Origin of the sequence: Clostridium sp. (assembly GCF_016650095.1) — a bacterium.
GTDB lineage: Bacteria > Bacillota > Clostridia > Clostridiales > Clostridiaceae > Clostridium_AD.
In genome coordinates this window covers 1-13,872 of sequence record NZ_JAENWL010000055.1, presented here as the reverse complement: position 1 = coordinate 13,872, position 13,872 = coordinate 1, and the positions used below count along the sequence as shown (strand labels likewise).

Genomic DNA, 13,872 nt, shown 5'->3' with positions numbered 1-13,872 from the left:
GAATGATTTTCCTTTATAACATACTCTGCATTCTGATCAAATATAACTATATCTGCATCTGCTCCTGGAAGTAGCGTTCCTTTTTTAGGATATAGTCCATGTATGATTGCAGGATTTTTTGTAAACTTATCAATTATCTTGTCCCCGAACCTCTCGTACATAAGTGGAAAAGAGTATTCTACGCCACCGACACCCGTAGGAATATCATTTACAAATTCTTTGTTTTTTTCAGTGGAATTAAAAGGACAATGGTCTGAGCCAATAGTAAAAATATCATCTATTTGATTATTTAATTTTTTTACTTCCCTTTCACTTCGAAGTGGCGGAGTCATAATGTATAAATATCCATCTCTTTGTAATAGTTTAGAATAAGAAAATATAAAGTAATGTGGGCAACTTTCAATGATAAAATCACTATTAAGAATGGATTTATAGTTTTCTTTAAGCCTCTCAACAGTTGTGCCACAATTGGTATGAACAATATACATCCGTCCATCTCTATACTTAGTCATTTCAGCAAGCTTTATAACCTCACTTATTTCCGCCAGTGCTGGCCTTGAGTTTTCATGTTGCAAAACATGAACTTTCTCTCCTTCAAGAACTAGTCCATCATTTTCTGCATGTGCAAGTATTAGAGTTCCAGTCTCTTTAGTAATTCTTAAAAGTTTATCTATAGTTCTATCCTTTGTACGCCTATTAGAACTTGGATAGGTGGTAAATAGTTTTATTGTTGGAATTCCCAGTGTCCTTACTTCATTTATAAAGCTAATAGGTTCTTCTTCTAAATCAGCAATAGTTGCATGAAAGGCATAATCAATAACACTATCCACGGCCAATGCCCTTCTTTCATCAAAAGCTTTTTTTAATCCTACATTGTTTTTTACTGGATTTAAGAAATCTATATATGTGGTAATACCACCAAAAGCTGCAGCCCTTGAGCCACTATAAAAATTATCGACTGAGGTATGTTTGCCAGTTGTAAACTGAAAATGTACATGAGGATCAATAAATCCAGGTAATATAGCTCTTCCCTTTGCATCATATTCTTCTTTAGCTTGCAATACCGCATGAGAAATAGTTGATATTTTATTATCTTTTATATACAGATTTCCCTCATACCAATGCCCTTCTATATATATCCTTCCATTTACAATTCCTAAATCAAACATCCACTACACCCCCCCTTTTTTTATTAAGCATTTTCCTTAAAATGCCTGTATTTTATTTTCTCGCTAAGCGTCATCTTACTTTTACTGTTTTTTTAAAATATATTTGTAGTAATATATTTTATGAAATATATTTGCAGTAAATTACTAAATCTTACAATTTCTAATAATCTGCCTCAATAATAAATAATAAAAACAAAACACCCCCATTCACTAAATGAATGAGAGTGCTTTATAAAGTTAGTTATTTCCATGGATTAGTTTTACTTTAGAAGTCCAGTTCTATCATTGAATTGTTCAATGAGTTTATCGAGTTCTGGTGCCATTTGGTGCAATTTTCCCCAATAATTATCATAGTCATACCATTGTGCATTTAACTCATCCATATCGTACTTTTGTTGTTCAATCCAAGTGTAGTACTTAAGGTTATGAATTCGTTTTTTACCTTGGTATGTTAATTCTTCCATACTATCTGTTCTAAGACCTAAAACACTTCTGTTATGGTCAACAGCAGCATCAATTTCTGTATATTCTCTGCCTCTTTCTGTTTTCATTTCTGCTAGTCTTGATCCATACATTTCTGCAGAATCTGTAAGAACAGTCATTACCATATCATTTTCTGTTAACTCATAGTATTTAGCAAATTTAATACATGTTAGTATATTTGCAGCACCGGAGATCCCTACATATGAAAGTTTAGCAATTAAATCCTCTGAAATTCCTTGTTCTTTTAAATATTCTTGCCCCGTTGGTTCATTAAAGAGCCTAAACATTGCCAAAGCATCATTATCATCAATAGCAACAACCATATCTGTATTTTTAACATTATGAATCCAAGGAATATGTTTATCACCAATACCTTCAATTCTATGATCACCAAAACCATTATTAAGTAAGGTTGGACATTGAAGCGCTTCACCAACCACAATTTTAGCATTTGGGTATTGATCTTTTATAAAGTCTGCGCTTCCAAGTGTACCTGCTGAACCAGATGTTAAGCATACGCCGGCAACTTTTCCCTTTGGGCCAGCTTCTGCTTTAATAATATCGTTCATTGCATTACCAGTTACTTCATAGTGCCATAAATGATTGCCAAGTTCTCCAAATTGGTTAAATATTACAACGTTATCTCTAGTTTCTTTTAGTTCCCATGTTTTATCATAAATTTCTTTTACATTACTTTCACAACCAGGAGTTGCAATAACTTCTCCTGCTACTTGTTTTAGCCAATCGAAACGCTCTTTACTCATATTCTCCGGTAATATAGCAACAGCTTTACATCCAAGTAATGCAGAATTGTATGCTCCGCCACGGCAGTAATTACCTGTTGATGGCCAAACTGCTTCATGGAATGTAGGATCAAATTGACCTGTAACTAACCGTGGAACTAGGCAAGCAAAGCTTGCTCCAACCTTATGACATCCAACAGGAAAATATTTTCCAACCATAGCAAAAATCCTTGCTTTAACGCCTGTTATTTCTGACGGAATTTCAATATAGTTTGGTAAATCATTGTATAATCCGCCCTCTTTTACAGGTTGGTTTTTCCAAGAAATTCTAAACAAATTAACAGGGTCAATATCCCATAACCCAGTTTTCTTCAATTTTTCTTTGATTTCTGCAGGTATCTTGCTAGGGTCCTTCATCTGAGCAAATGTTGGAATAACAACATTTCTTTCTTTAGCACTGTCTACGGTCTTTTTTAGTTGTTCCTCATTGATTGTTAAATCTATTAATTGATGCATTTAAAATCCTCCTCTTATTAAATAACTTTTATTTATGTTCTTCTAAACAGTTAATAAGTAAATCTAGATCTGGCTTAATCTTATCTGGTTTTAAAACAGTTCCTTAATAATATATTAAGCAATAAGTATGCCAAAATTGATTTGCATCGGAATAGCTCATATCAATGCCTGCCTAATTTATTTATTTAAAACTTACAAAATAAATTATCATTTTGATAAATTTTATCATTATGATAATCCAACCTTGTATTTGAGTTTTCAGTCATTGGTAGTGTTAATCAATGTCTAATTATCATTTTGATAAATTATATTCTTCAATTTTTCTATATAAGGTTGCTATGCCTATCCCAAGTTTCATTGCTACAACTTTTTTCTCCTCAGTTGTTGTTCCGTACTTTTCCAAAGCATTTTTTATTGCGCTTTTCTCAAGATATTTCAGTGTATATATCTCATTACCATCATTAAAAATATCAATTTTATTATACAAAATACTTTTGGGTAAAATTTCTTTTGTTATTATACCATCGGTACCCACCATATTAATAATATATTCCACAGTATTTTCAAGTTCCCGTACATTTCCAGGCCATTTATAGTTATAAAATATTTGCCATGTGTCCTCTGCTAATTTTATATCTAAAAAGTTTTTATTGAATAAATTGCAATATTTCTCAATAAAAGCTTCTATAAGTAGTTTTATATCTTCCTTTCTTTCTCTTAAAGGGGGTATTTCAAGAGGTATTACATTTAATCTATAGTATAAATCTTCTCTGAATTTATTTTCTTTTATTGCTTTTACTAAATCTTTATTAGTTGCCGCAACCACCCTAACATCAATATCAATAGTTTTATTTGAACCTATTCTCGTAATACATCTCTCTTGCAGGACTCTTAAAAGTTTAGCCTGGAGATAAAGAGGCATATCACCTATCTCATCTAACAGTATGGTACCTTTGTTAGCAAATTCAAACTTGCCTATCTTACCCATAGGATCTGCCCCTGTAAACGCACCTTTTACATATCCAAAAAATTCGCTTTCAAGAAGCATGTCTGGAATAGCTCCACAATTTATAGCAATAAAAGGTTTCTCTTTTCTGATACTTTCATCATGTATAGCTCTCGCAAACATCTCTTTTCCAGTACCACTTTCTCCGGTTATAAGTACTGTAGATGCAGAAGTTGCAATCTTCTTAACATTCTGTTTCAATCTTTGTATTTGTTTTGAGTTTCCTAAAATATCCTTACTATTTATTCCTTTATTAAAAGCAGTAAAATTTGATAACTTCTCCTTAAACTTTTTTGCATCTTGAAATAATAGCATCCTATCATATTGTACTTCATTAAATTTTATAGGATATATGCTTCCAATAACAAAAAAAACCTCTTTATCTATCATTAGTTTGTATTCCTGGAGATCAAGAATATTATCACCACTTACCTTAATTTGTACTTTGTGATTTATAAAATCTCCTATTAAATTTAGTTCTTTTAATCCACTCTCATTTATTTGAGTAATACAATTATTTTTGTTTAATATGATTAAACCTTGCCCAGTTTTATCAACAACAAAATTGAGAAGTTGTAGCATGGTCTGTGTTCTCATTGTTTCTCTTTTTTCATAGGCGGCACTGCTTATAAATTCAGATATCTGCTGTAGGAAAGCCATATAAACATCAAAGTTTGCCATTAGATGTTCCTTTTGATTGTTATTAATGCATATTAAACCAATAACTCCAATAGTATCTTCATTTAATTTAATAGGTGTGCTCATTTCAAATTCTTCATCACAAAAATCTCTTTTAGGGCAAGGTATACAAAGTTTATCTTTTCCTGGTTCATATATAATCTGGGACTTTCCAGATTTTATAACTTTTTTATAAACGTATCCCTCATCTGATATATCTACATCTATTTTATCTTTATAAATACCTGTACCTGCTATTCTAATTAAATTATCATCTACTATTTCAACTTCTACATGAAGAATCTGTGATATGATATTTGCATATTTAATTACTGCTTCCTGTATGTCTTTTAATATTGAGTTAATACTATCACCCCCATTCTTACTCTAGAATTCACTTTCCAAAGCCACAATCAGGATATTTGCACTCCTCACATTCATTGCAAAGTCCGCCGTGTCCATAGGCCGCAATATCAGCAAAACTCAATTTCTCCTTTGTAAGGATTCTTGGAAGTACCAAATCAAATATGGTTGTCCTGCAGTACATTACGCATCCCGGAAGCCCCAGTATTGGAATTTCCCCCTTGTAAGCCAGTAAAAACATTGCTCCTGGAAGCACCGGTGCACCATAAGTTATAACCTCCGCTCCTGTTTTTATAATCGCCGCCGGTGTAACGTCATCTGGATCTACGGACATACCGCCTGTACAAATCACCATTTCAGCACCCTGCCCTATCCATGCTTCAATTGCTTGTGTTATCTTATTCTCATCATCGGAAACTATATACTGTCCAAGAACTTCGCAGCCATACTCCTCCACTTTCCTTCTTATTACTGGACCAAAAGCATCTTTTATTCTACCGTGATATACCTCATTGCCTGTAGTAACAATTCCTACTTTTACAGGTGTAAATGGTAAGATACTCACAATTTTCTCATCACCTATTAAAGTCTCTGCTTTTTTCAACTTATCCTCTTCAATTACTAAGGGAATAACTCTTGTTCCCGCAACTTTTTGTCCCTTTTTTACAGGATAGTTATTATGCAGTGTAACTAAAATTATCTCACCTAAGCAGTTAAGCTGGTATAACAGCTTTGTATTAATTATAAGAAGTCCATCGTAATTTGCTATAAAATTGACTTTACCCTCTTTTACTTCACTAAATGTAAGCCCCTCTCCTGCTGTAAGGAGTCGCAAGCGTTCTGCCGCATCATTTTCATGAAGAAATCCTTCTTTTTTCTCCCATACATATAGATTGTCTTTCCCTATGGAAAGTAATAATGGTATATCTTCCTCTTTGATTATATGCCCTTTCTTAAATGCTATATCTTTTAAAACTCCTGGAATAATTTGAGTAATATCATGACATAAAACGGACCCAACTGCCTCATATACTGGTATTTTTTTCATATTATTCACCTCTATCTCATATGATTTCTCTAAAATTCTACCTTTTTAACGTCCCTTAAGTGTTCCAGTGATCCACCATTTTTAATTAATAAAATTTCACTCATAATACCAATGGCAATTTCATTTGGCTCTTCCGAAGAAATATTAATTCCTATTGGTGCATATACCTTTTTAAGTGCTTCTCTTTGTATTCCTTCAGTTATAAGACTTTTCATAACAAATTCTGTTTTCTTCTTACTTCCAATCACTCCAATATATGAAGCTTCAGATTCAGCAGTAAATTTAAGTGCATCAGCATCACATTTATGACCTCTTGTTACTATTACAATATAGGTATTTTTGTTAATAGTATACTGTGAAAGTTTCTCTCCTATATCTCCTACAATTATTTCATCTGCTCCTTCAAATCTCTTTTCATTTGCAAATTCGGTGCGATCATCAAATATTACAGTATAAAAATCTAATACCTTCGCTAGTTTAAAAAGTTCCACACCAATATGCCCTGCCCCTATAATAAGGATTTTGGGTCTAGGCTTAAATACCTTCACATATAAAGTAGCATCTCCTCCACATTGCATATGTAAATCACCTTCATCAGTCAATTGAAATTCAAACTCTCTGTCGGTTTCTTTTTTAATACATTCTATGGTTTTTTCTATAACTGCATATTCAATATTTCCTCCGCCAACACTCCCCTTAATTCTTCCATCTTCCCAAACTGCCATAATAGAGCCTTTTTTTCTCGGAGTAGACCCCTTTATTTCTGTAATAGTTACTAAAGCTACTTTGTCTCCTTTTGCTAAACTTTCATAAATCTCCTTTAGAATTCTCTCTTCCATAATTTTAAGCCTCCCTACTTTGACAATGTTTTAAATATAATATTGCTTCTAATACCCCACCAGCTATATTTCTTGCCTTATCAGAAATGGTATAACAATTTATTTTTTCTGACACCCTTGGATCAATATCTGCAATCTTAAATCCAACGGGTACAGTGCTTCCATCTCGTAAAATTCCTCTGAGTAACCCTGACATTGTTGCTTTCACAGGATTTCCTCCTATATAAGCAATAACCTCATCCTTTTGAACCATAGCACCAATATCAACAATATTCTTCATTGCTCCAGCACTATCTGAGTGTATAACTCTTTCTTTAGAGTAACCCATAACCTTTCCTGGAATTCCTGTGTTTTCTATAGCTTGACCGGTAAAAATAAGTCTACCTAAGTTATGCCCTCTTTTAGTTTCTATTACAATATCAACATCTTTTCCTGCTGTAAATCCAGGTCCAATAGCAATTGTTATATCTGCCATATCTATTGTTGTTCCCAAATTTTTCTTTGCAAGAATAGCATCAACTAAAATTTTTGGTTTCATACTTTTAATATATTCGCCCTCTTCATCTATAATTATTGGAACTTTTTTACTGTTCCAAGCATTTTCTATCTCACTTAAACATCCTACATGTACAGCCGTAATCCCTTCTATCTCTACTTCTTTTTCATACACAGCTTCACTATAAGAAACGCTCCGTCTAATAGAAGTAGGCTTTGCTACTTCTAGAACTAATACCCTAAATCCACTTCTATACAATTTTTGAATTGTACCAGACGCCAAATCTCCTCCACCTCGTACAATGACAATATCATTAAACATAATCATTATTCTCCTCTAGTTTTAGAATGTACTCATAATCCTTATAAGTATCAATATCGAACAGCTTAATATTATCCAGTATCTCTACAAATCGTACTCTCTCTAAATTTTTATTCATTATTATTTTCCCACCAACATCGCCCTCTAATTGCAAAAAGTCTTCCTTAAAGATATAAGGAAATATAACCGGCCCTCCTCTTCTACCATCATGACTAGGAACAACTATGTAAGCTGAATTTTCTGTAAACTCAGCCGTTAATCTTTTTATTGTACTTATGTCTAAAAAAGGCTGATCTGCAGTAAAAAACATATATCCATCAGTTTTTTTTGCATGCACCACACCCAATTTAATAGACTCGCTTATTCCTTTAACTGCATTTTCATTTTCGATAACCTTTACACCAATTCTATTGCCAATTTCTATTATTTCTTCTTCCCTTGCTACCACAATTACCTCTGAAAATCCACACTTCAAAACAGTCTCAATAGCGTGCTGTATCAGTGATTTACCTCTATATTTCAAAAGAAGCTTATTCTTTCCCATTCTCCTCGAATAACCTGATGCTAATATTATAGCACTTATCATATTATATCACCTACTCTCATACTAAACTATATAGAATGAATTAAGTTTCACTTTATCACATGTCTTTAACTGTTATATATAATCATGAAAGACTAGAATTTATCCGGAGTGACTTGCAACAAGAAACGCCAAAACTGTTGAAATTGAATTTAGAAATTGTTCTTTTGTATGAGCAAAAGATTAAAATTTCTTAATGAAATTTCTTGTTTGGCGTTCTGTTGCAAGGCACGCAGGAGAAATTTCATGCTTCACTGATATATACATCAGTTTTTAAACTTCCAATGAGTACTTTATCTATTAGTTTATCGTCATTTAATTTTACTTGCTTTACTAAGGACTTAGCTAATATTAAGTCCCTAGATCCTTCTACTTTATTGATGTATAATATTTTTTCCCCTAGCGCTGCTTTAAATAATCCTAGAGGATTCATAACTATCTTAAGTAAGTTTTCAAGGTTAACTGTTTCGCCCTCTTTTGCCCCAGTTATTTCTCGGAATATTTTACTCCTATGAACACTATCCTCACTGATTACCATTCCAAGTGCCTGTATATCTATAATTCCTATAGTTTTCGTAGTTTCACCGTATATAACTGGTTCAAATTCATTCCACCCTTTAAGACGTTTTTCCTTTGCTCCATCTGCTTCAATTAGTATATAGTCAAAATATGGTGCTATTTCATCTAATCTCTTTTCATTTAGTCCCAATATTTTATTTTCAGCGTTTACACCTGATCCTAAAACATAAATTCCATTTTCATTGATTTGAGTATACCTGTGCAACATTTCAGTATCAGTACAGATAAAGTCATACTTATCCTCCAATGGAATGTATATCTTAGTGGTTGTGGTCACCAGGACCTTATTATGATCTCGTAGCTCGCCTGCAAGTTTAAACATCATTGTAGTTTTTCCACCTGCACCTACAAATGATATAATATCTTTTTTATTTAATCCAAGATAATTACTTAGTTCCATAGCATCACCTGCTTATCTCTTCTTACTATATGGTGTATTCGGAAGAGGAAGTTTTGTCCTAAATTGCCCATCATAATTATAATAGGCCCCAGCTACAGCAGGCGCAGTTGGTATTGAACATATTTCGCCGATTCCTTTAGCTCCATATGCAAGTTTAGTATTGCCTTTGCCTACTATAATACATTCTATTTTTGGCACTTCTGTTGATTTAAATAATCCAAGCGTTGCAAACTTTGCAATTGGTACGCTATCAATAAGTGGATAATCTTCTGTTAGAGCATATCCTAGGCTCATAACAACTCCACCCTCAATTTGACCCTCAATATTTTTAGGATTCACTGGAGTACCAACATCGTGAACTGCAATAACTTTCTCTATTGTGCCTTCATCGTTCAAAATAACAACCTGAGTCGCATATCCATAGGCTACATGACTTATAGGGTTTTGTTTAATTGAATTCATCTTGTCAGTTATTCCCTTAAATTCTCCATAAAATTCTTCACCATCTAAATTTTCTAATGTTTGATAGCTTAATGTATCAAGAAGTTTTATAGCTGCTTTTTTTGCTGCCTCCCCGGTGAATAGTGTTTGACGTGAAGCTGTTGTATTTCCTGAATCAGGACATGTGGAAGTATCCGGAGCTGCATATACAACTTTATCTCCTGATATATTAAGAGTTTCACAAACTATTTGCGTTAATATAGTTCCCAGTCCTTGCCCAATACAAGCTGCACTAGAATGAATATATACTTTACCATCCTTTATAATAAGCATGCAACGTCCAATATCAGGAAGTCCTACACCAAGTCCACTGTTTTTTATAGCACAAGCTATCCCTGCTTTAGGATACTTTTCACAAATTTCTTTTACTGCTTCAAGTGTTTCAACAATAGATGTTGATTCATCTGCAATTTGTCCATTAGGAAGTATCTGACCCGGTCTAATGGCATTTTTATATCTTATTTCCCATGGTGTTAATGAAGCCATTTCTGCAAGCTGATTTAGATTGGACTCTATTGCAAAACAACTCTGAGTTACTCCAAATCCTCTAAATGCACCAGCTGGTGGATTATTTGTATATACTGCTTTTCCTACTATATCAATATTATTATAATTATATGGACCTGCTGCATGTGTGCAAGCTCTTTGAAGGACTGGGCCTCCAAGCGAGGCATAAGCTCCAGTATCAGCAATTATAGTAGCTTTCATAGCAGTCAAATAGCCATCTTCATCACAAGCAGTTGTAATCTCTATCTCCATAGCATGACGTTTTGGATGTACTATTATACTTTCTCTTCGGCTTAATGCAAACTTTACAGGTTTATTTGATAAATAAGCTAAAATCGCAGCATGATGTTGAACGCTCATGTCTTCTTTACCACCAAATCCACCGCCAACTATTTTACTTACAACTCTTACTTTACTTTGGTCTATTCCTAGTGCTTCTGCTGATTCCTTCCTCGTTTGATAAATCCCTTGGTCTGCGCAATATATTATTATTCCACCATTACCATCTGGTCTTGCAACAGCTGTTTCTGTTTCTAAGAAAGCATGTTCTGTAAATGGTGTGCTATATTTATTAGTTACTACATACTTTGAACTTTTTATAAATTTATCTGCATTTCCAAATACCAAGTTTTCAGTTGCGAGTATATTACCACTTGCATGCAACTCCGGAGCATCTCCTTTTAGGGCATCTTCTGGATTTGTAACAGGTGTTAATTCTTCAAAATCTATTTTAACTAGTGATTTAGCTTTCTCTAGTATTTCCGGACTTTGCGCCGCTATTAGAACTATGGCATCTCCAATACAGTGAGTTATCTTTCCCTTCGGTATTAATACATCCCAATCTTTTATTATATGGCCTAACTTTTGATTTCCAGGAAGATCATCTGCTGTAATTACCGCATAAACTCCTTGCAAGTTTTTAGCCGCGCTTACGTCTATATTTTTTACCATGGCCCGTGGATATTTAGTTCTAACTGCTCCACCATAGATCATGCCATCTATTCTAATATCATCTACATATTCTGCTGTGCCAAGAACTTTATCCAATGCATCAATTCTATTTAAATTTTTTCCAACTAGTGCACTGCAGGTACCTTTAGGTACTTCTGTATCTTCTCTTAAAAGTTTAGCAGCAAGTTTCACAGCTTCTATTATTTTTACATATCCAGTGCAACGACAGATATTATTCTTTAAGGCATTTTTTATCTCCATCTCACTTGGATTCTCTACTTTATCAATTAAGCCTTTTGAGCTTATAACCATTCCTGGTGTACAGAACCCACATTGTACTGCTCCAGCTTCCATAAAAGCATACCCATATACATCTTTTTCTCTTTCAGATAAACCATCCACAGTTATAATATTTTTATCCACAAGTTTACTTGTTTTTAACACACATGCTTTTTTTGCCACACCGTCAACCAGCACCATACAGGTTCCACAAGCACCCTCTGAGCAACCATTCTTAACTGATGTTAAATTCAAATCTTCTCTTAAGAAAGTAATTAATTTTTTATCTTCACTTGCATAAACTTTATCCCCATTTACAACAAAGTTAAACATTAGTGCCACCTCGTTTTATAAATTTTCCAAAATTTTGCTTTATAACATTTCCATCTTCAACAATATGTGATCCTCTTAAGAAAACATCTTTAGCATATCCTATAGTTTTAAAGCCTTCATAGGGCGTATAATCCACATTATGTTTTTGATTGTCCACAGATATAATTCTTTGGGTTACCGCATCCCATATAACAATATCTGCATCACTCCCAACTTGCAGAGTTCCTTTCCGCGGATACATTCCAAACATTTTTGCAATATTTTCGCTTAGCAAACTACACATTTGTTCTTTAGTTATTTTGCCCCTGTCTACTCCATAAGTATACATAAGGATAGGTCTATGTTCAATGCCCGGTATACCATTGGGAATTTTACTAAAGTCATTTATGCCATGGTCCTTTTGACCTTTAAAATTAAAACTACAATGATCCGTTCCAATTATATCTATATCTTTGGAGATTAATGCTTGCCATAATCTTTCTATGTCATCTTTTTTCCTTAGAGGTGGTGACAAAACATACTTAGCACTTTCAAATCCTTCTTTTAAATATAAACTATCGTCTAAAAGCAGATATTGAGGACAGGTTTCTACATACACTTTTTGTCCTCTTTTTCTTGCTCTTAATACTACATCCAATGCTTCTTTTGTACTTAGATGTACAATGTATATAGGTGCCTTCGCTAAATACGCAATGTCTATAAATCTTGACACAGCTTCTGCTTCAACCATGTTAGGCCTTGACAATGGATGAGCCGATGGTGATGTATTTCCTAAGCGAAGTTCCTCCTTTACCATAGTATTTACAAGATCACCATTCTCACAATGAACACCAAGTATTGCGTTATACTCTTTCAAACAATTTAGTATTTCATATACTTCCCCATCGTTAATACGCAAATTATCATAAGCCATATACGCTTTAAATGATGTGATTCCCTTTTTACACATTGTTTGAAGTTCATTTTTAACATCTTGGTTCCAATCTGTTATTGCCATATGAAAGCCATAATCACAGCTTGAAACGCCCTCAGCTAGGTTATGCCAATTATTAAGGGCTTCACATAGAGTTTCCCCTTTGTTTTGGGTTGCAAAGTCCAAAATTGTTGTGGTTCCACCTCTTATAGCTGCAGCAGTACCTGTTTTAAAATTATCTGCAGTGTTAGTGTATCCTGTGTCTAAATCAAGGTGAGTGTGAGAATCAATAAATCCTGGAAATACTAAGCATCTCGATGCATCTATAATCTCTGCACTATCATCCTCTAAATTCTCACCAATCTCAGCAATTATTTCACCTTCAACTCTAATATCTGATATAAAGCTTTTACTAGGAGTTACAATAGTTCCGCCTTTAATAATAATTGACATATTATTTCACCTCACAATTTTTAGATCATATAACTATAATTAGTGATTACAGCCCAAATCATATTCTCAATATCTTTAGGTATTCCAGAATTATTATCTTTAAGATTAACCTCTAAAATTTTGCCTTCTAATCTAACTTTTACAATATTCTCATCCTTATTCAAAAGTACAAATCCCATATTTTCGCTATTTTCAAAGTCTGCTTCTGTAGCATATAGTGTAAACTTCTCTTTATAAGGAGCACTACTATATGGGCAGAATGTTTCACAGTTACCACACTCATTGCACAGTTTATCAAGGTGGATTATTTGATGCATATCATTACCCTTAACTTTTATTGTAACATTTGCACGATTAGGACAAACGTCCACGCAAACTTCACATACTGTTGAACATTGAAGGCATCTTTCAGTTTCATCAATACCGCAAGTAGCCATTTTAAGTATACCTTTTTTTGCCGTTATTCCATAAGCTTCATCACTTAACCGCTCTGAATTTATTGTGAAATCATAATTTTTCTCTTGCATAACTACAGCCCTTGCAAACTTTGTTGCTTCTGCTATACCTTGAACTACTGTAGCAGGACCATGTAGACCATCTCCAGCAACATACACTTTTTCAATATTTGTTTCTAATGTTGACTCATTCACAACAGCTTGTTCTCCTTCATTTACCAAAATATTATTTTCTTTAAATATCTTAGTATCTATT

Annotated in this window: 10 protein-coding genes and 1 pseudogene; all 11 read right to left on the bottom strand. The window is 33.6% G+C overall.

The genetic code is table 11. The features are described 5' to 3' along the window. On the bottom strand, positions 1 to 1,169 hold a 1,169-nt coding region (locus JJE11_RS05395; RefSeq protein ID WP_291633393.1), incomplete at its 3' end, for an amidohydrolase family protein. Between the two features lie 260 nt (positions 1,170 to 1,429). Beyond that, entirely contained in the window at positions 1,430 to 2,911 is a 1,482-nt protein-coding gene (locus JJE11_RS05390) for a pyridoxal-phosphate dependent enzyme (RefSeq protein WP_291633391.1), read from the bottom strand. Positions 2,912 to 3,203: 292 nt separating this feature from the next. Then, positions 3,204 to 4,682 (bottom strand): sigma 54-interacting transcriptional regulator, encoded by a 1,479-nt coding sequence (locus tag JJE11_RS05385; protein WP_291633389.1) that lies wholly within the window; start codon positions 4,680 to 4,682, stop codon positions 3,204 to 3,206. 307 nt (positions 4,683 to 4,989) lie between these two features. Further along, positions 4,990 to 6,006 carry a molybdopterin-binding protein gene (locus JJE11_RS05380; protein WP_291633387.1) on the bottom strand — a complete coding sequence of 339 codons (1,017 nt, stop codon included), beginning with the start codon at positions 6,004 to 6,006 and terminating at the stop codon, positions 4,990 to 4,992. A 29-nt stretch (positions 6,007 to 6,035) separates the two neighbouring features. After that, positions 6,036 to 6,845 (bottom strand): XdhC family protein, encoded by an 810-nt coding sequence (locus JJE11_RS05375; protein ID WP_291633385.1) that lies wholly within the window; start codon positions 6,843 to 6,845, stop codon positions 6,036 to 6,038. Between the two features lie 4 nt (positions 6,846 to 6,849). After that, complete coding sequence (gene yqeB / locus JJE11_RS05370) at positions 6,850 to 7,662, bottom strand: selenium-dependent molybdenum cofactor biosynthesis protein YqeB (protein ID WP_291633383.1); 813 nt, start codon at positions 7,660 to 7,662, stop codon at positions 6,850 to 6,852. Continuing rightward, positions 7,655 to 8,248, bottom strand: a complete 594-nt coding sequence (gene mocA, locus JJE11_RS05365) for a molybdenum cofactor cytidylyltransferase (RefSeq protein WP_291633381.1) — start codon at positions 8,246 to 8,248, stop codon at positions 7,655 to 7,657. Before mocA ends, yqeB begins: the two co-directional genes overlap by 8 nt. A 241-nt stretch (positions 8,249 to 8,489) precedes the next feature. Further along, the gene (gene yqeC / locus JJE11_RS05360; RefSeq protein WP_291633379.1) at positions 8,490 to 9,224 is read right to left on the bottom strand and encodes a selenium cofactor biosynthesis protein YqeC; all 735 of its coding nucleotides are present in this window, start codon (positions 9,222 to 9,224) and stop codon (positions 8,490 to 8,492) included. Between the two features lie 12 nt (positions 9,225 to 9,236). Further along, positions 9,237 to 11,795 (bottom strand): selenium-dependent xanthine dehydrogenase, encoded by a 2,559-nt coding sequence (gene xdh / locus JJE11_RS05355; protein WP_291633376.1) that lies wholly within the window; start codon positions 11,793 to 11,795, stop codon positions 9,237 to 9,239. Continuing rightward, positions 11,788 to 13,161 (bottom strand): dihydropyrimidinase, encoded by a 1,374-nt coding sequence (gene hydA, locus JJE11_RS05350; RefSeq protein ID WP_291633374.1) that lies wholly within the window; start codon positions 13,159 to 13,161, stop codon positions 11,788 to 11,790. The genes xdh and hydA overlap by 8 nt, the downstream gene beginning before the upstream one ends. 20 nt (positions 13,162 to 13,181) lie before the next feature. Further along, positions 13,182 to 13,872, bottom strand: a pseudogene (locus JJE11_RS05345) (putative selenate reductase subunit YgfK); the annotation flags it as partial.